At 64.4% G+C, this 18,326-nt stretch carries 11 protein-coding genes and 1 riboswitch; of the genes, 6 read left to right on the forward strand and 5 right to left on the reverse strand.

What is annotated here, in order from left to right:
* Positions 1-128: 128 nt before the first annotated feature.
* Positions 129-1,250 (forward strand): GGDEF domain-containing protein, encoded by a 1,122-nt coding sequence (locus H582_RS27890; RefSeq protein WP_043111414.1) that lies wholly within the window; start codon positions 129-131, stop codon positions 1,248-1,250.
* A 1,805-nt stretch (positions 1,251-3,055) separates the two neighbouring features.
* Here the strand turns inward: H582_RS27890 and mqnC are convergent.
* The 4 genes from mqnC to metA form a co-directional block, all read right to left on the reverse strand.
* Positions 3,056-4,189, reverse strand: a complete 1,134-nt coding sequence (gene mqnC / locus H582_RS0115460; protein WP_028599250.1) for a cyclic dehypoxanthinyl futalosine synthase — start codon at positions 4,187-4,189, stop codon at positions 3,056-3,058.
* A 308-nt stretch (positions 4,190-4,497) separates the two neighbouring features.
* Positions 4,498-5,697 carry a trans-sulfuration enzyme family protein gene (locus H582_RS27895; protein WP_043111415.1) on the reverse strand — a complete coding sequence of 400 codons (1,200 nt, stop codon included), beginning with the start codon at positions 5,695-5,697 and terminating at the stop codon, positions 4,498-4,500.
* Positions 5,694-6,863 carry an aminotransferase class I/II-fold pyridoxal phosphate-dependent enzyme gene (locus H582_RS0115470; RefSeq protein WP_028599251.1) on the reverse strand — a complete coding sequence of 390 codons (1,170 nt, stop codon included), beginning with the start codon at positions 6,861-6,863 and terminating at the stop codon, positions 5,694-5,696. The genes H582_RS27895 and H582_RS0115470 overlap by 4 nt, the downstream gene beginning before the upstream one ends.
* A gap of 24 nt (positions 6,864-6,887) precedes the next feature.
* The gene (metA, locus tag H582_RS0115475; RefSeq protein ID WP_028599252.1) at positions 6,888-7,805 is read right to left on the reverse strand and encodes a homoserine O-acetyltransferase MetA; all 918 of its coding nucleotides are present in this window, start codon (positions 7,803-7,805) and stop codon (positions 6,888-6,890) included.
* Between the two features lie 117 nt (positions 7,806-7,922).
* A riboswitch (SAM riboswitch) is annotated at positions 7,923-8,032 on the reverse strand.
* A gap of 226 nt (positions 8,033-8,258) precedes the next feature.
* Between metA and uraA the strand changes: the two genes are divergently transcribed.
* The 3 genes from uraA (at position 8,259) to corA (ending at position 14,734) form a co-directional block, all read left to right on the forward strand.
* A complete protein-coding gene (uraA, locus tag H582_RS0115480; protein ID WP_028599253.1) occupies positions 8,259-9,557 on the forward strand; it encodes a uracil permease in 1,299 nt (432 codons plus the stop codon).
* A 311-nt stretch (positions 9,558-9,868) separates the two neighbouring features.
* Positions 9,869-12,994, forward strand: coding sequence for an S-layer homology domain-containing protein (locus tag H582_RS27900; RefSeq protein ID WP_052333320.1), 3,126 nt, complete (start codon positions 9,869-9,871; stop codon positions 12,992-12,994).
* Positions 12,995-13,798: 804 nt separating this feature from the next.
* Positions 13,799-14,734, forward strand: coding sequence for a magnesium/cobalt transporter CorA (gene corA / locus H582_RS0115490; RefSeq protein ID WP_028599254.1), 936 nt, complete (start codon positions 13,799-13,801; stop codon positions 14,732-14,734).
* A gap of 135 nt (positions 14,735-14,869) precedes the next feature.
* On the opposite strand, the gene H582_RS0115495 is transcribed toward corA, so the two are convergent.
* Entirely contained in the window at positions 14,870-16,192 is a 1,323-nt protein-coding gene (locus H582_RS0115495; RefSeq protein WP_028599255.1) for an MFS transporter, read from the reverse strand.
* A 237-nt stretch (positions 16,193-16,429) separates the two neighbouring features.
* Here H582_RS0115495 and H582_RS0115500 point away from each other — a divergent pair, with 237 nt between their 5' ends.
* A complete protein-coding gene (locus H582_RS0115500) occupies positions 16,430-17,332 on the forward strand; it encodes a LysR family transcriptional regulator (RefSeq protein ID WP_028599256.1) in 903 nt (300 codons plus the stop codon).
* Positions 17,333-17,343: 11 nt separating this feature from the next.
* Positions 17,344-18,153, forward strand: coding sequence for a histidinol-phosphatase (locus H582_RS0115505; protein WP_028599257.1), 810 nt, complete (start codon positions 17,344-17,346; stop codon positions 18,151-18,153).
* Positions 18,154-18,326 lie beyond the last annotated feature (173 nt).

The following is an 18,326-nucleotide window of genomic DNA, read 5'->3' on the forward strand; positions in this document are numbered from 1 at the left end:
ATAGATGTAGGAAAATGGTGGTTAATCATGAAATATCTATTTAGAGGAGGATTGGATTGAATCCATATTCATGGTATATTGGTTAACGTGCGTGCATCATTAGCTTTCTAGCTGGAGTGAACCTAACCTTGGATGATCAATTGCTCGACTTCACCCGGGCGCGTTGGAACCGGATGCTGATGAACGGCTTCTGGTGCCTGCTCGTCTTGATGGTCATATTGGAAGGCCTGTTTCTGATCTTCATCACTCCGCTTGCTCCGGATGTTTTTCTGCGGCGCTACATGCTGCTGCCGACGTCACTCCATCTGAGCGTGCTCGTGCTGACGGAGCTCTGCCTGCGCTTTCTCGAGGAGCGGCTGCGCGACTATGCGCTGCTGGCGGCTTCCTCGCTGCTGACCTTCATCATCGTCGACATCAATATCGAGATCGGCTACATCATTCCGGCGCTGTTCCTGCCCGTGCTCGTCTCGATCTTCTACTTCTCTTCGCGCAAGCTCATCGCCGCCGTCGTCATGTCGCTGACGACGCTGTACAGCCTGTACTTCTTCAACCGGAGCCTGGACATCTCCGTCGTCGGCATCCTGTCGCTGACCGCGATGCTGGGAGCGTTCTGCCTCATCGCCTGGGGCGTCATCTCCCGAGGCAAGGAGATGCGCAGCTACTACATCCACGCCGCCAAGTCCAACCAGGAGCTGCTCGTCAAGAACATCCTGATGGACAAGCTGGCCAAGACCGATGCGCTGACCGAGCTGTACAACCATATTACGTTCCACGAATACCTGGACAAGCTGATCGAGCATCACGATACGACCTCGATGCCGCTGCAGCTTGCCCTCATCGATATCGACAACTTCAAGTCCGTCAACGACCAGTTCGGCCATCGCGCCGGCGACTCCGTGCTCAAGCAGGTCGCCGATCTCGTCCGCTCCCAGGCCGGCATGAACGACTTCGTCGCCCGTTACGGCGGCGAGGAGCTGGCGCTCATCTTCACGGACAAAAGCGCCGACAAGTCGCTGCAGCTCCTCGAGACGATCCGCCATAACATCGAGGCGGCCTCGTACGAGGAGCTCGGCTCGCGCAAGATCACGGTGAGCATCGGCTTCGCCGATTACCTCGGCGAGGGCAAGGAGCGATTTTTCGTGCGCACGGATCAGGCGCTTTACGCCGCCAAGTCCACGGGCAAAAATCGCATCGTCACCGCCGCAGCGGAGCCCGACCCCGGGTCGAAGTCCCGCTTCGCGTGGCAGTGAGTATTATGACAGCCCTTTCCTGCGGGAAGGGGCTGTTTTTTTGTCCGCTTCGCGGGGCGGGTGAAGCCGGCATCCGCGATGCGGAGCGGGTGGCTGACGTGTTGAACCGGCATCGGCGATGCGGAGCGGCTGAAACCTGGACCCGCTTTGCGGAGCAAGTGAAACCTGGACCCGCTTCGCGGAGCAAGTGAAACCTGCATCCGCTTCGCGGAGCGGGAACTCGTTCCGATCTCCCTGGAGCCCAGATTCCTTTGATTCTATTCTTCCGAAACGGAAGGAATCCGGCCTCCAAGGGAACCGCTGCCGCTTCTCCACGAGCCCCCGTCCGCTTCGCTCTTTGGTTTCAACGATAGGCTCGGTGCCCTCGCTCATTACCGCTAGCCCCATCACGATCCGATCGGTTAAGTGCTAATGCCGTCTTTCGTGCTCCAACCCGAATTAATCGGGTTACAGCGGCTCACAAGCCCGTCTCTTAGGCTCCAACCCGAATTAATCGGGTTACAGCTGCTCGCAAGCTCGTCTTTCAGCCTCCAACCCGAATTAATCGGGTTACAGCTGCTCGCAAGCTCGTCTTTCAGCCTCCAACCCGAATTAATCGGGTTACAGCTGCTCGCAAGCTCTGCCTAGTTCAAACTCATGCTTCGCGCTTGGTATTCGGTTTGCATTGCCTTGTTCCAATTGCATTGCAGCTTCTTTGGACTCGTTCCGTGTTTTCTCGAAACGCCTCTGCTGCCCCTCTACTTGCCCGAGTTATTCGGTTTTTCCATGCAACTCTCACCGGGTCGGCCTCCGCTTGCCCGAGTTACTCGGTTCTTCCGCGTAACTCCGACTGTTTGGCCCTCCCAATGCACGAGTTACTCGGTTTTTCCGCGCATCTCCGACCGTTTGGTCCCTGCTTGCCCGAGTTACTCGGTTTTTCCGCGCAACTCCGACCGTTTGGCCCCTGCTTGCCCGAGTTACTCGGTTTTTCCGCGTAACTCCCTCCGTTTGCCCCTCTACTTGACCGAGTTACTCGGTTTTTCCGCGCATCTCCAAAAGGATAGTTGGCGTGCCGGCTCTACGAGGGGGGCACGCAAGCGCCTTGGTTCGCGCCAGCGATTTGGTTTATACGCCCGAGTCGAGGGGGGAGAGGCGGCAAGCCGCATGCGGCTTGCTGGCTGATCTGCGGCAGCCGAATCGTGCCGGCTGCGATAAGCGCCGCCGTCTCCCAGGTAAGCGGGAGACGACCCCTCCCCCAAATAAAAAGGGGGAGCAGCGGGCTGGGACAAGGCAAGCGAAGCGAGCCGATGCCTTTCGGAGAAGCGGCAGCGGTCCTCTTGGAAGACGGATGGCCTCCGCATGGGAGGTCAGGCAATCCGGGCATCCGGCTTCCAGTGGAATCGGAGAAAGGCTCGGTTCGCGCAGCGGACTTCTTGTCCACCGGAGTGGCTCGGATCGCGCAGCGGGCTTCTTGTCCACCGGAGTGGCTCGGATCGCGCAGCGGGCTTCTTGTCCTTAGTATGCTGTCGGCTGCCTGCCGAGAAAGGCCCGGCTCTCGCAGCCGACTTCTTGTCCACCGGGAGTGGCTCGGGTCGCGCAGCGGCCTTCTTGTCCACCGGGAGTGGCTCGGGTCGCGCAGCGGACTTCTTGTCCAACGGAGTGGCCCGGCTCGCGCAGCGGACTGCTTGTCCACCGGGAGTGGCTCGGATCGCGCAGCGGACTGCTTGTCCACCGGGAGTGGCTCGGTTCGCGCAGCGGGCTTCTTGTCCAACGACAAAAAAGCCCTTTCCCGGAATCGGGAAAAGGCTCCTCCACTACGTCCAGCTTCAGTTCTGCATCACAAAATCGCGCTCGGCATGCTCGCCCTCGTGGAAGACGCGAAGAATGTCATACCGCGTGTTGCGCTGCGCGGGAATCTTGCCGGCCTCGCGGATATACTGCAGGATCAGCTCGATGTTGACCTTATGCGTCGTGCCGGCGGCGGAGACGACATTCTCCTCCAGCATCGTGCTGCCGAAGTCGTTGACGCCGTAAGACAGCGACTGCTTGCCGATCTCCGGCCCCATCGTCACCCAGCTCGCCTGCATGTTCGGGATGTTGTCCAGCATGATCCGGTTGATCGCGACCATCTTGAGGTATTCCTCCGGCTTGGACTTCTCGCGCTTGAGGTTCGTGTTGTCCGGCTGGAACGGCCAGGTGATGAACGCCAGGAAGCCGGGCGAAGGATAGCCGAGCTCCTTGCACTCGTCCTGCGCCTCGCGCACGCGCAGCATATGCAGCGCCCGCTCCTCCATCGACTCGCCGAAGCCGTACACCATCGTGGCGGTCGTGTTCATGCCGTTGCGCCAGGCGGCCTTCATCGTGTCCATCCAGTCCGTCCAGGAGCCCTTGAGCCGGCTGATCTTGCGGCGCGTCCGGTCGTCGAGGATCTCGCCGCCGCCGCCCGGCAGCGAGTCGAGACCCGCCTCATGCAGCTCGCGCAGCGTCTCGTCGAGCGACAGGCCGGAGAGCACCTTCATCTTTTGGATCTCCGCCGGGGAGAAGCTGTGCATCGTGATGCCCGGGAACCGGTCCTTGATCTTGCGCAGGATATTGAGGTAATACTCGAACGGCAGGTCCGGGTTGACCCCGCCCTGCATCAGGATCTCGTCGCCGCCGACATCCACCGTCTCCTGGATCTTCTGCAGGATCGTCTCGTCCGGCAGCACATAGCCTTCCTTGGAGCCCGGCGGACGGTAGAACGCGCAGAAGCGGCAGTACACGTCGCATACGTTGGTGTAGTTGATGTTCCGGCCGATGTTGAAGGTGACGATCGGCTCGGGATGGCGCCGCCTCATGATCTCGTCCGCGGCCCGTCCCATTTTTTCAATCTCGTCCGACTCCAGAAGGACGATGCAGTCCTCGAGGCTGATCCGCTCGCCCTGCAGCGCCTTGTCCAGCACGCGGTCCACTTGTTGCATCCTTGCGGCCTCCTTCTATCGCGAGGCGGCGACCGGGCCCGATCGCCCGGCGGCGCCGCCGCTGTCATGATTCACTACGTTCCTATTTTCACAGCCTATCGTAACATGAACGGCATCCCTCGTCACGTTGCAATCCCGTGACGTAGAGCGAGCACGGAGGAGCAAGCGGAGCTTCCGCCCGCCGCAGCCGCTCCATTCAAGCCGCGCGCGGTGTTGCATCCGAGCTCGGCTTGTGTCCACGATGCAAAAAGCAGCCCGGCCGGACGAGCCGACGGGACTGCTAGGAAAAAAGTCACATCTGAAAACCGTCAGTTCTCGTCAAGCGCCTGCTCCAGATCCTCCAGCAGGTCGTCGATATGCTCCAGCCCGACGGAATAGCGCAGCAGTCCGTCGCCGATGCCGCGCTCGGCGCGGACCTCCGGCGGCATCGCGGCATGCGACATCATCGCCGGGTAGGAGAGGATGCTCTCGACGGCGCCAAGGCTGACCGCGACGAGCGGCAGCTGGACGCGGCTCAGCACGCGCTTGGCCCGCTCGCCGCTGCCGACGTCGAACGAGACGACGGCCCCGTAGCCGAGCGACTGGCGCTCATGCACGTCGCGGCCGGGATGCTCCGGCAAGCCCGGATAGTAGACGCGGACGATGTCGCGGCGCGCGGCGAGCCACTCGGCGAGCCGTCTCGCGCTGCGCTCGCTCTGGTCCATGCGCGCCTGCAGCGTCTTCATGCCGCGCATGAGCAGCCAGCCTTCCTGCGGGGCGAGCACGGAGCCGAGGCCGTTCTGCAGCGCGTACAGCCTTTTGCCGAGAGCCTCGTCCTTCGTCACCGCCAGCCCCGCCAGCACGTCGCTGTGGCCGCCGAGGAACTTGGTCGCGCTATGCAGCACGATGTCGACGCCGAGCTCGAGCGGACGCTGATGATAGGGCGTCATGAACGTGTTGTCGACCATCGTCAGCAGGCCATGCTGCTTGGCCCAGGCGGCGACGGCGGCGACATCGGTGATCTTGAGCGTCGGATTGGACGGCGTCTCCATGAAGACGGCGGCCGTGTTCGGCTTCAGCGCCGCCCGGACCGCACCCAGGTCGGTCATGTCGACGAACGTCGTCTCGATGTTCATGCGCGTCAGGATCGTCGTCAGCAGCCGGTACGTGCCGCCGTAGACGTCCTCGGTGACGATGATGTGGTCGCCCGCCGACAGCAGCAGCAGCGCGCTCGAGATCGCCGCCATGCCGGAGGCGAAGGCGAAGCCGCGCGTGCCGCCCTCGAGCAGCGCGATCGCGCTCTCGACCGCCGCGCGCGTCGGGTTGCCGGAGCGGCTGTAGTCGAACGCCGGCGGGGCGTAGATGTCATGATGGTGGAACGTCGACGCCTGGTTGATCGGCACGCTGGAGGCGCCGGTGACCGCGTCGATCTCTCCGCCGAAATGCAGCAGCTTCGTGGCGAAGCGGCGCTCGGAGGGCGCCTTGTGAGGTCCGCGCGCGTCGTCCTGCCCCGGTACGCGGCCGCTCATGCCGTCACCTCGCCGGCGATCTCCCGGCGCGCCGCCTCCAGCGCCTGGCCGAGATCGGCGATCAGGTCGTCGGCATGCTCGATGCCGACGGAGAAGCGCAGCAGCCGGTCGTCGACGCCGACGGCGCGGCGGATCTCCTCGGGAATGTCGGCATGCGTCTGCACGGCCGGATACGTCATGAGCGACTCGACGCCGCCGAGGCTTTCGGCGAAGGCGATCAGCCGGATATGCCGCAGAATCGGCTCGACGTAGCGCGCGTCCTTCACTTTGAAGGAGAAAATGCCCGTGTTGCCGGACGACTGGCGGTTCTGCACGTCATGGCCCGGATGCTCGGGGAGCGCCGGGTAGAACACCTCCGCGATCGCGTCATGCCCCTGGAGGTACTCGGCCAGGCGGGTCGCATTGTACTGATGGCGCTCCATGCGCAGCGCGAGCGTCTTCATCCCGCGCATGAGCAGCCAGCTGTCCTGCGGACCGAGGACGGCGCCGATCGAGTTGTGCAGCACCGCCATCTCGGCGGACAGCTCCTTGCCCTTGGTGACGATGAGGCCGGCGAGCACGTCGTTGTGGCCGCCGAGATATTTGGTCGCGCTATGGATGACGATGTCGGCGCCGAGCTCGAGCGGGCGCTGGAAAAACGGCGTCAGCAGCGTGTTGTCCACGATCGTCAGGATGCCCTTGGCCTTGGCCCATGTACAGACGGCCTCGACGTCCGTAATCATCATGAGCGGATTCGTCGGCGTCTCGATGAGGACCGCCTTTGTATTCGGCTGCAGCAGCTTGTCCATCGCCTCGATGTCGTTCGTGTCGACGTAGGAGGTCGTGACGCCGAAACGGGACATGATGCGCTCGAGCAGCCGGTACGTGCCCCCGTACAGATCGAGCGAGACGATCAGATGGTCGCCTTGGCTGAACAGCGCGAAAATCGTCTGCAGCGCGGCCATGCCGGAGCTGCAGGCGAAGGCGGCGTCGCCCGATTCGAGCTCCGCCGCCGCTTCCTCGAGGACGGCGCGGGTCGGGCTTTTCGTGCGGGCGTAGTCGAAGCCCGTGCTTTCGCCGAGGCGGGGATGGCGGAACGCCGTCGCCTGATATACCGGGAAGCTGACGGCACCGGTGACGGGCTCTTGGATGGATCCGATCTGGGCAAGGCGGCTTTCAATCTTCATGGGCTTCAAGGTCTCCTTTGCGAATCAGATATGCGCGCCAAGCTCGAACGGCGTCTGCTGGTACACGTAATAGTTGAGCCAGTTGCTGTAGAGCAGGTTGGCATGGGCTCTCCAGGTCGACAGCGGCTGCCGGGACGGATCGTCGCCCGGGTAGTAGTTGGCCGGCAGCGCGATGGCCATGCCTTTGGCGATGTCGCGGTCGTACTCGTACTTGAGCGTCTCCGGATCATATTCGGAATGGCCGGTGACGAAGATCTGCCGTCCGTCCCGCGAGGCGACGAGGTAGACGCCGGCATCCGGCGACTCGGACAGGATCTCGAGATCGCCGATGCGCTCGATGTCCTCGCGGCGCACGTCCGTATGCCGCGACTGCGGCACGAAGAACAGCTCGTCGAAGCCGCGCAGCAGGCTGACGTTGCGCTTGCTGATCGTGTGCGGGTAGACGCCGAAGATCTTCTGGTCGAGGTCGTATTTTTCCACTCCGTAGTGGTGGTACAGTCCCGCCTGCGCCGCCCAGCAGATATGGAACGTCGAGGTGACGTGGCTGCGGCTCCAGTCCATGATGTCCTTGAGCTCCTCCCAGTAGGTGACCTGCTCGAACGGCAGATGCTCGACCGGGGCGCCGGTGATGATGAGCCCGTCGAAGTACAGATGGGCCACCTCGGAGAACGTCTTGTAGAACGACTGCAGATGCTGGGAGCTCGTATTTTTGGACGTGTGGGACTGCGGATGCAGCAGCACGACCTCCACCTGCAGCGGCGTGTTGCCGATCAGGCGCAGCAGCTGCGTCTCGGTCGTCTCCTTGGTCGGCATCAGGTTCAGGATCGCGATCCGCAGCGGGCGGATGTCCTGCTGGTAGGCGATGCTCTCGTCCATGACGAAAATATTTTCCTCCGCCAGCACTTCCTTGGCCGGCAGAAAATCGGGCACTTTGATTGGCATGATGGTCACTCCTTCTCGGCTAGCGAATCGGCCGTACCGAATACCGTCACGGATAAGGGCGCAAAAAAAGACCCCTATCCTGACAGAGAGGGGTCGTGTATGGAAACACATGCACCTCTCTCATCTCTCAGACATGCGCTTCATGTCCGCAAGAATTAGCACCGTGCGTGTCAACGCCGGTTGCCGGGCTTCATCGGGCTGGTCCCTCCGCCTACTCTTGATAAGAAAGTTACGTATTCAGTTCGTGGTCAGGTTGCTGCTCCCCTCTACAATAAGGGTTGCGCCGTCCTCCGTCAAGAATCGTTTGCAGGAAACAAGAGCGAGCAGGGAATAATCATTGTCAAACCGCGTCGATCCCTGTAGAATGAAACCGTTTGTGCATGCGGCCGGAGGCAAGCCTAGCCGATCCGCATCGTTCCGACCATCCGCTAGTCGAAGGGGCGTCTTAGTCAAATGAAAAAAGAAATCGGGGTGCTGGAGCGGCCGGCAACCGGGCTCGGCCTGCTGCTGAGCCTGCAGCATCTGTTCGCGATGTTCGGCTCGACCGTGCTCGTGCCGAACATCCTCGGCGTCGATCCGGCCATCTGCCTGCTCATGAACGGCATCGGCACGCTGCTGTACATCTTCATCACCAAAGGCAAGATTCCCGCGTATCTCGGCTCGAGCTTCGCGTTCATCGTGCCGGCTCTGACCGTCATCGGCACCCAGGCATCGGGGGGCGGCTACGCGGCCGCGCTCGGCGGCTTCATCGCCGCCGGCGTCGTCTTCACGATTGTCGCGATCATCGTGCAGCTCGCCGGCACCGGCTGGATCCACGTCATCTTCCCGCCCGCCGCGATGGGCGCGATCATCGCCGTCATCGGCCTCGAGCTGATTCCGGTCGCCGCCGGCATGGCCGGCTGGATCAATCGGGAGCCAGGCAGCGAATGGACGCCGAATACGGATGCCATCCTGCTGTCGATCGCCACGCTGCTGCTGACCGTGCTAGGCTCGGTGCTGTTCCGCGGATTCCTGAAAATCATCCCGATCCTGGTCGGCATCGTCGGCGGCTACATGCTCGCCTGGGCGATGGGAATGACGGGACCGGCAGGCGAGGCCGTCGTAGACGCGGCTTGGCTGAAGCTGCCGGTGTTCATGACGCCGGAGTTCCACCTGAGCGCGATGATCGTCATCGTGCCGGCGGCATTCGTCGTCATCGCCGAGCATGTCGGCCATCTGGTCGTCACCGGCAACATCGTCGGCAAGGATCTGTCCAAGGATCCCGGCCTGCACCGCTCGATGCTCGGCAACGGCATCAGCACGATCCTGTCCGGCTTCGTCGGCGCGACGCCGAACACGACGTACGGCGAGAACATCGGCGTGCTGGCGATTACCCGCGTCTACTCGACGTACGTCATCGGCGGGGCGGCCGTCTTCGCGATCCTGCTCAGCTTCCTCGGCAAGTTCTCGGCGCTCATCGCCTACATTCCGGAGCCGGTCATGGGCGGCGTATCGCTGCTGCTGTTCGGCGTCATCGCCGCCTCGGGACTGCGCATGCTCGTCGAGTCCAAGATCGACTACAGCCGCCCGACCAACCTTTACCTGACGACGATCGTGCTCGTAGCCGGCCTGAGCGGCGCGAAGATCGTCATCGGCGACTTCACGCTGTCGGGCATGGGCCTCGCCACGGTCGCCGCCATCGTGTTCAGCCTGCTGTTCAAGCTGTTCGAGGTGACCCGCCTGTCCAACGACAGGGAGGAGTCGGCTCACTGACCGCGAGCGGCTGCAGGCCGCTTACTCCGCGCCAGGCGCATCGCGCCGAGCGCGCATCGCCCCTCATGCTCATCCCATCCAGACAGGACGAAACGGAGACGGACTCCGCTTCGTCCTGTTTGTCTTTTCCTTCTCCGCCGCGCAAATGTCCGATCGTGAACGGATAATTTCTCCAATTCAGCCGGTAGGTTGTCCCGAACCTCCCGCTTATACTAGGAGGGATTGATGAAATCGCTTTCAGAAAGCGGGCTTGGACTCGTTCCTCTCCTAGTCCCGCTTGCTGAAGCCGACGAAAAGAAGGAGCTGATCGGATGTTCAAGAAATGGAGCGCTGCCGCCCTGGCCGCCTGCCTGCTCGCACCGCTGGCCGTCCCGCCTGCGTCCGCGGCGGCAGCCTCGGCGGAAGGCGCGGAGCCTGCCGTGCGTCAGCAGCCGTACGCGTGGAGCCGCGCCGCGGTCGTCGGAGGAGGATACATCCCCGGCATCGTCTACAGCGAGGCGGAGGCGGGGCTCGCGTATGCGCGCACCGACATGGGCGGCGCCTACCGCCGCGACGCCTCGACCGGGGGCAAGTGGAAGCAGCTGCTCGAAGGCGTCGGCATGGAGGAATGGAACCTGCTCGGCGTCGAGAGCATCGCGGCCGATCCGTCCGATGCCGACCGCGTCTACGCCGCCCTCGGCACGTATACGAACGACTGGACGGACATGAACGGCTTCATGTACCGCTCGAGCGACCGCGGCGAGACGTGGCAGCGGACGGAGCTTCCGTTCAAGCTCGGCGGCAACATGCCGGGCCGCAACATGGGCGAGCGGCTCGCCGTCGATCCGAACGACGGTCGGGTGCTGTTTTTCGGCGCGCGCAGCGGCAACGGCCTCTGGAAAAGCTCCGACGCCGGCGCGACCTGGGCGCGCGTCGCGTCGCTCACCGCGGTCGGCCAAGTCGCCGACGACTACATGAAGGATCCGCTCGGCATCGCCTGGGTCGTCTTCGACAAGTCCTCCGGACAGCCGGGCAGCCCGACGCCGACGCTCTACGCCGGAACGGCCGAGCGGACAAGCCCGATCTACCGCTCGACGGATGCCGGCGAGACGTGGCAGCCGGTTCCGGGCCAGCCGGAGCAGGGCTTCCTGCCGAACCGCGGGGTGCTTTCGCGCGACGGCCGCCTCTACGTCAGCTATGCCAAGGACATCGGCCCCTACAACGGCGGCGAAGGCTCGCTTTGGGCGCTCGATACGAAGAGCGGCGACTGGACCGACATCAGTCCGGAAGGGCCCGGCTCCACCTCCAGCCCGTACGGCGGGCTCGCGGTCGACGCGCAGAACCCCGACATCGTGATGGCCGCTACGCTGAACAAGTGGTGGCCGGACGAGCAGATCTACCGCAGCCTCGACGGCGGCCGCAGCTGGACGCCGTTCTGGACGTTCGGCAGCTATCCCGAGCGCGTCAACAAGTACGAGCTGGACTACTCGCTGTCGCCATGGCTCGACTGGGGCCGCAAGACCGATCCGCTGCCGGAGACGTCGCCGAAGCTCGGCTGGATGATCGGCGATCTCAAGATCGATCCGTTCGACTCCGACTCCTTCCTCTACGGAACCGGAGCGACGATGTACGGCTCGGACAACGCGACCGCGATGGACCGTCCGGTCACGGTCGGCGGCGACGTGTACGAGAAGGTGCGCATCTCCGTCAAGGCCGAAGGCATCGAGGAGACGGCCGTGCTCGGCCTCGTCAGCCCGCCGTCAGGCGCGCCGCTGCTGAGCGCGATGGGCGACATCGGAGGCTTCCGCCATGCCGATCTGGGCCGCGCGCCGGAGATGATCACGAATCCGTACATCGGCTCGAGCACCGACATCGACTATGCCGAGCTGGATCCGAACGATGTCGTGCGCGTCGGCAACGTCTCCGGCAGCGATGTCGGCATCGGCGTCTCGCATGACAACGGCGTCACCTGGCAGCCCGGCGCCAATCCATGGGGCAGCGGCGCGTCCGTGAACGGCGGCTTCGTCGCGATGGCGGCCGACGGCGGCTCGATCGTCTGGGGAGCGGAAGGACAAGCCGTCTATCGTTCGACGGACGACGGCGCGACGTGGACCGCAGCGGCCGGCATCCCGGCAGGCGCGATCGTCGCCTCCGACCGCGTCGATCCCGACCGCTTCTACGGCTTCGCGGACGGCGTGCTGTATGCGAGCGAGGACGGCGGAGCGACGTTCGCCGCGACCGGCGCGGAAGGGCTGCCGCGCAAGATCACGAGCAAGCTCAAGGCCGTGCCCGGCCGGGCGGGCGAGGTGTGGATCGCCGGCGGCCGGGACAACAAAAATCCGGACGACGCGTTCGGGCTGTACCGCTCGACCGATGCCGGCGCGACGTTCGAGCGTCTGGACGGCATCGAGGAAGCGGTCACGATCGGCTTCGGCAAAGCCGCTCCGGGACAGGACGAGCCGGCTCTGTACAGCTACGCCAAGCAGGGCGGCCAATGGGGCGTCTACCGCTCCGACGACGGCGGCGCGAGCTGGATCCGCATCAACGACGACGCCCATCAGTTCGGCGCCGCCAACCGGGCGATCACCGGCGATCCGCGCGTGTACGGCCGCGTCTACATGGCGACGAACGGCCTCGGCATCGTCGTCGGCGAGCCGTCCGGCGAGATCGAGCCGCTGCCGGGCACGAGCCCGGACCCGCAGCCGAGCGCGGAGCCGAGCCCGAGCGTGAGCCCGGATCCGCAGCCGAGCGCGGGACCAACGGCATCTCCGGGAACGGGCGGCGTTCCGTCGCCAACTTCGGCTCCGCAGCCGACGCCAGCCCCGACGCCGGCCCCGTCGGCCAGCGCGGCTCCGACCGCCTCGGCAGCTCCGAGCGCCTCGCCTTCGCCTTCCTTCATCGACTTGAAGGAAACGCATTGGGCCGCAGCGGCCGCGAGCGGGCTGGCCCGCCTCGGTCTCGTGCAAGGAGTGCCGGGCGGCCGCTTCGAGCCGCAGCGGCCGATGACGAGAGCCGAATTCGCAGCGCTGCTCGTCCGCGCGCTGCGGCTGCCGGCGGCGGAGCCGGGCGCCTCGACGTTCGCCGACGTTCCGGCCGGAGCCTGGTACGCCGCCGAGGTGAGCGCCGCGGCCAGCGCGGGCCTCGCGGCCGGAACCGGCGACGGCCGCTTCGATCCGGCCGCTCCGATCCGGCGGCAGGACATGGCCGTCCTGCTCGAACGCGCGCGGCAGCGGCTCGACGCGGCAGGGAGCTCCGCGTCGCCGACAGCCGCTGCGGCCGAGTTCCGGGATCGGGAGAATATCGCGGCGTATGCGCGCAGCTCGGTCCAGGCGCTGGCTGCTGCCGGCATTCTCGGCGGAGACGCCGAGGGCAGGCTGCTGCCGGCCAAGCCCGCGACGCGCGCCGAGGCTGCGGTCGCGCTGTGGCGGTTGCTGCAGCTGGTGCCGCAGAGCCGATAAGGCAGCGCAGCCCGGCCTGGATCGCGGAGCGCCGCATCCAGGAAGGAATAGATGAGACAGGCCGCTCCTAAGCGCGCAAAGACCCTCGATGGCAGAGCCGATTCTGCGTATCGAGGGTTTTTGCGCTCTGCTGCCATTTTCAGCCGGCGGCGTGCGGGCAAAGCCAGCCTCGGAGGCGTGGTCCGGAAAGCTGACGGCTCGTCCTGCGCTAAACCGATGAGTCGACCTTTTATGACGCCGAGCGATGCATCCAGGCCCTGCTCGGCCTGGCCGCACCTTTTCCCGGCAGTCGAATAAGATGGGCCATGGCCCGACTGGCGCCGCTGAAATGCCGCCATGTCCGCTCGAGCGGACATGGCGCGACCCGCGCCCTCGGCGCGCTTGCCGACCTGCGCGCTCGCTGCCCTCGGCGCGCTCCCCGCCGGCGCGTCTGCGCCCCGCAGCCGGCTCTGCGAGCGCCGCCAGCCGGCCCCGGCCGCGCCCGCCGCGCAGCCTGTTTTTCCTTCTTGAGTGTGGTCGGCCGGAAGAGTATACTAGACAAGACTTTCAACCGGTAGCAAAGGAGTGAAACGCCATGGAAGGCGATAGGCCGAAGCCCGTCCCGACAGCAGCACCCGCAAGCAAGCATCGCGAAGACGACCAGCCGGACCCCGCCTCGCATGGCGGATGACCTCCCTTCGCCGCCGCCCGTTGCCGCCGTGCCGTCCACCGCTCGCGCGGATGCACGGCCGCTTCGGCGCGCCGCGGCCCGGATGCCCGGCCGGCTCTCGTCCGTCTTCGCGCACGAGAGGAGATTGAACGGCCATGAAGATTCGAATGGTCAACAACGGCGTATTCACGCCTGTAGACGAGCTGGAAACGACGCTCGCCCCTCCGCTGGAGGGCTTTTACTGGATCGACGCCGACGTCGAGGATCTCGCCTATCTGCAGCCGCTGTTCGGCCTGCATGACCTGGCGGTGGAGGACTGCCTCAGCGAGGAGGAGCAGCGCCCTAAGATCGAGCTGCACGAAGGGCATTATTTCATTGTCATCAACAGCATCCGCTTCGACGACGAGGAGATCTTCCTCCGCGCGCTGAACATCTTCCTCGGACGGCACTTCATCATCACCGTCACCAAGCAGAAGATCAACGAGCTGCGCTCGCTCAAGCCGATCCTGTGGGAGCAGGAGGTCAGCCGGCCCGACCGCTTCCTGTACCATCTCGTCGACATCGTCGTCGACAATTATTTCCTCGTCGGCGATCGGATCGAGGTGCGCATCGAGCGGCTCGAGGAAGACATCCTGATGCATACCAAGAAGTCCCATCTGAACGAGATCATCGGCCTGCGCAGCGAGATCCTGTGGCTCAAGAAGGTGCTCGGGCCGCAGCGCGACGTCATCGCCACGCTCAACAAGAAGGATCTGCGCCTGATCGACGACCAGCTGCAGAAGTACTTCAGCGACATCTACGAGAACGCCGTCAAGATCACCGAGACGTTCGACACGTACCGCGACCTCATGGCCAACTTGCGCGAGGCGTACCAGTCGAGCCTGTCCAACCGGGCGAACGAGATCATGCGCGTGTTCACCGCGCTGACGACGATCTTCATGCCGCTGACGTTCATCACCGGCATCTACGGGATGAACTTCGCCCATCTGCCCGGCCAGAACTTCTACTACGGCTTCTACCTCCTGCTCGGCTTCATGCTGATGCTCGGCGGCGGCATGCTGTTCCTTTTCCGCAAAAAGGATTGGTTGTGATCCCCGCCGCGCCGGATCGGCCGGAGCCGGAGCCCGAACCCGAAAAACCCCCTTGCCTGCCGGCCCGCGGCCGAACCGACAAGGGGGTTTGCTGCGTCCATGCTGCAGCTGCGCCGCAAAGGCTCGCTCCTGACGTCAGGAGGACAGGCCCGCCGGCGGCAATCCGCTCCCCGGGCCGTCGCCGCTGCCGACAGCGGCCTGCTCCGCGCCGCGCCGGAAGTCGACGCGCTGGAGCAGCAGCCAGCCGAATACGAAAAAGGCGGCGACCGACAGGATCGCGGCTCGGCTCGAGCCGGTCAGCGTCGCGCTGAGCGAGAATACGAGCGGCCCGAGCACCGACGTGAACTTGCTGCTGAGCGCCAGGAAGCCGAACCATTCGCCGGAGCGGTCCGCCGGCACGAGCCGCGCGTACAGCGAGCGTGCGGCCGCCTGGCTGCCGCCTTGGACGAGTCCGACAAGCGTCGCGAGCACGAAGAAATGAAGCGACGTCGTCATGAAGTAGCCGAGGATGACGATGCCGAGATAGATGAGCAGCGACGCGCTCAGCATGCGCTTGGCGCCGAAGCGGCCGACGAGCCGTCCGAACGCGAGCGTCGCGGGCAGGCCGACGAACTGCGTCACGAGCAGCGCGAGGATGAGGTCGTCGGAGTCGATGCCGATGCCCGCGCCGTAGATCGTCGCCATGACGATGACCGTGCTGATGCCGTCGTTGAACAGCCAGAACGCCGCCATGTACTTGAGCAGCTCGGGATAGCGCCGCAGGCTGCGCAGCGACTGGGCGATGCGGCCGAACGAGGCTCCCGCCGCCTGCAGCACGGTCGGCCCGCCCGCTTTCGCCGCGGCCGCCGGCCGCTCCTTCCAGCGGGTGAACAGCGGCAGCGAGAACAGCAGCCACCAGAGGCCGACCGTCGCGAAGACGACTTGCGTCGCGGTCGTCTTGCTCGGGAAGCCGAGCGCCTCCCACTGCAGGATCATGACGAGGTTGATCGCCAGCAGCGCGCCGCCTCCGGCATACCCGTATGCGTAGCCCTTGGCGCTCACCGCATGGCGCTGCTCCTCCGGCACGCCGTCGCGCAGCAGCGCGTCGTAGAACGTATTGCCGGTCGAGAAGCCGACGATGCCGAGCACGAGCAGGCACGAGGCGAGCAGCCAGTCGCCCTCCCCGGCCAGCGCCATCAGCGAGCTGGATGCGGCGCCCAGCACCGTGAAGGCGATGAGGAACCGCAGCTTGGAGCGCGACAGGTCGGCCGCCGCGCCGGCGAGCGGCGCCAGCACGGCGACGAGCAGCATCGCGATGCTCTGCGTATTCGCCCAGTACGACTGAGCGGCGCCCTCCGCCAAGCCTTTCGCGGCCACTCCCTCGTAGTAGACCGGCATGACGGCCGCCAGCATCGTCGTCGCAAAGGCTGAATTCGCCCAGTCGTACCAGATCCAGCCTCGGATCGCTTTTCGATCCATCCCTAACTCCCCCGTTTCCTCCGGACGGCTCGCCGTCCATCGGTTTAGAGCTTCGCCGCCCTCCGGCCGATTCCTGCCCCCTTGACGGCCGCTTCCTCGTTGCTTTTGCGTAAAGGCCCGCTCGCTTTACTACCCGCCCTCGGCTTGGCTATACTAAATAGCAGAGTGATAAAAAAGTCTTATCGACCGGGGATGATCGAATCCTATCCCTGCCGGAGGCGAGAGAGGAGCCTGCCCCTGAATATCAGCCAGCTGGAAACGCTTCTTACCATTTCCAAAACGATGAGCTTCCGCAAGGCCGGCGAGCTGCTCAACCTGACCCAGCCCGCCGTCTCCGCCCAGATCAAGAGCCTGGAGGAGGAGTTCAAGACGGTGCTCGTCGACCGCAATCAGCCGGTCACGCTTACCGATCGCGGCCAAGTGTTCCTTGACCACGCGACGCGCATCCTCGACATCGTCGAGGAGCTCAAGCAGAAGCTTTCCGACCTGAACCATACGCCTCAGGGCCATATCGTGCTGGGCACGACAAGCTCGATCGCCATCCAGATCCTGCCGCGCGTGCTCTCCTATTTTCAGAACCAGTTCCCGCTCATCAAGACGACGATCCATACGATGCCCTCGGCGCAGGTGCTCTCGAGCGTCGAGAACGGCAGCGTCGATCTCGGCCTGACCTATCTGATGGAGCATCATCCCCATGTGCGGACGGCGACGCTGTACTACGACACGTTCGAGCTCGTCGTCTCTCCGAGCCATCCGCTCGCCTCGCTCAAGCATGCCTCGCTCGACAAGCTGCGGGACGTGCCGCTCATCATGCTCTCGCCGGATACGCTCGGCCGCCGCTTCGTCGACCGCGTCTTCGCCGAGCACGGCATCGTGCCCAACATCGTCATGGAGCTGTCGAGCAGCGAGGAGGTCAAGCGGATGGCGGAGATCAACCTCGGCGCCGCCGTCGTCTCCAAGCAGTCGATCGCAAGCGAGCTGCGGCTCGGCACGCTGCGCATGATCAAGGTGAGCGAGCTTGAGGTGAGCCATCCGGTCGGCGTCGTCTACAAGTCGGGCCGCTATTTGAATTCGGCGATGCAGCAGTTCCTGAGCGACCTCAAGGGCATGCCCGAGGCGCAGTTCATCAGCAGCGAATAGGAGGAGTTCCCATGAAATTCGACCTGCATACCCACCATGCGCGATGCGGACACGCCGAGGGCTGCATCGAGGACTATATCCGCGCCGCCATCGACGCCGGACTGTCCGTCATCGGCATCTCGGACCACTCGCCGTATTTCGGCAGCGAGGAGGATCATCCTCAGCCGGGCATCGCGATGGCCCGCAGCTCGCTGCCGGGCTATGTCGAGGAGGTGCTGGCGCTCAAGGCCAAGTACGAGGGACGCATCGAGGTGCTGCTCGGCATGGAATCGGACTTCTTCCCCGAGCATGCCGAGACGTATCGCCGCGCCTACGAGCCGTATCCGTTCGACTACCTGATCGGGTCGGTGCATCTGTCGGGGGGCAAGAGCATCTTCAACCGCACCCGCTGGAAAGGGCTGTCCGACCTCGTGCAGATCGAGCAAAAACGGGAATACTACGAGCTCATCCGCCAGTCGGCCGTCAGCGGCATGTTCCAGGTGCTCGGCCACATCGACGCGATGAAGGGCTATTACCCGGCCTTCTCCGACATCCCGGCCTCCGAGAGCATCGACCTGGCGCTGCAGGCCATCTCCGGCAGCGGCGCCGCCATCGAGATCAACACCTCCGGCAAGACCAAGACGGTCGGCGGCTGGTATCCGTCCGATGCGATCCTCGAGCGCGCGCTGTTCTACGGCGTGCAGGTCAGCTTCGGCTCCGATTCCCATGTGCCGTCGCGCGTCGGCGACGAGATAGAGGAAGTGCGGGCCAAGCTCAAGGAGATCGGTTACCGGGAGTGGGTCTTCTATCGGCAAAAGCAGCAGGTGCGCGTGCCTCTCTGAGGCCGGCGGCCGGACAAAAAAAAGTGGACCTTCCCGAAGGAAGGTCCCAAGAAATATTTATTAAAAGGGGGTCATGCAACTATCATAACCGCTCCTTGTAATAAAACGGTGACAGGAATATTTCATTTGTGTAACAAAATGCATGACTACCCCGTCCGCCGGACGAGCCGCGG

The sequence above is a fragment of the Paenibacillus pasadenensis DSM 19293 genome (assembly GCF_000422485.1).
GTDB classification, from domain to species: domain Bacteria; phylum Bacillota; class Bacilli; order Paenibacillales; family Paenibacillaceae; genus Paenibacillus_O; species Paenibacillus_O pasadenensis.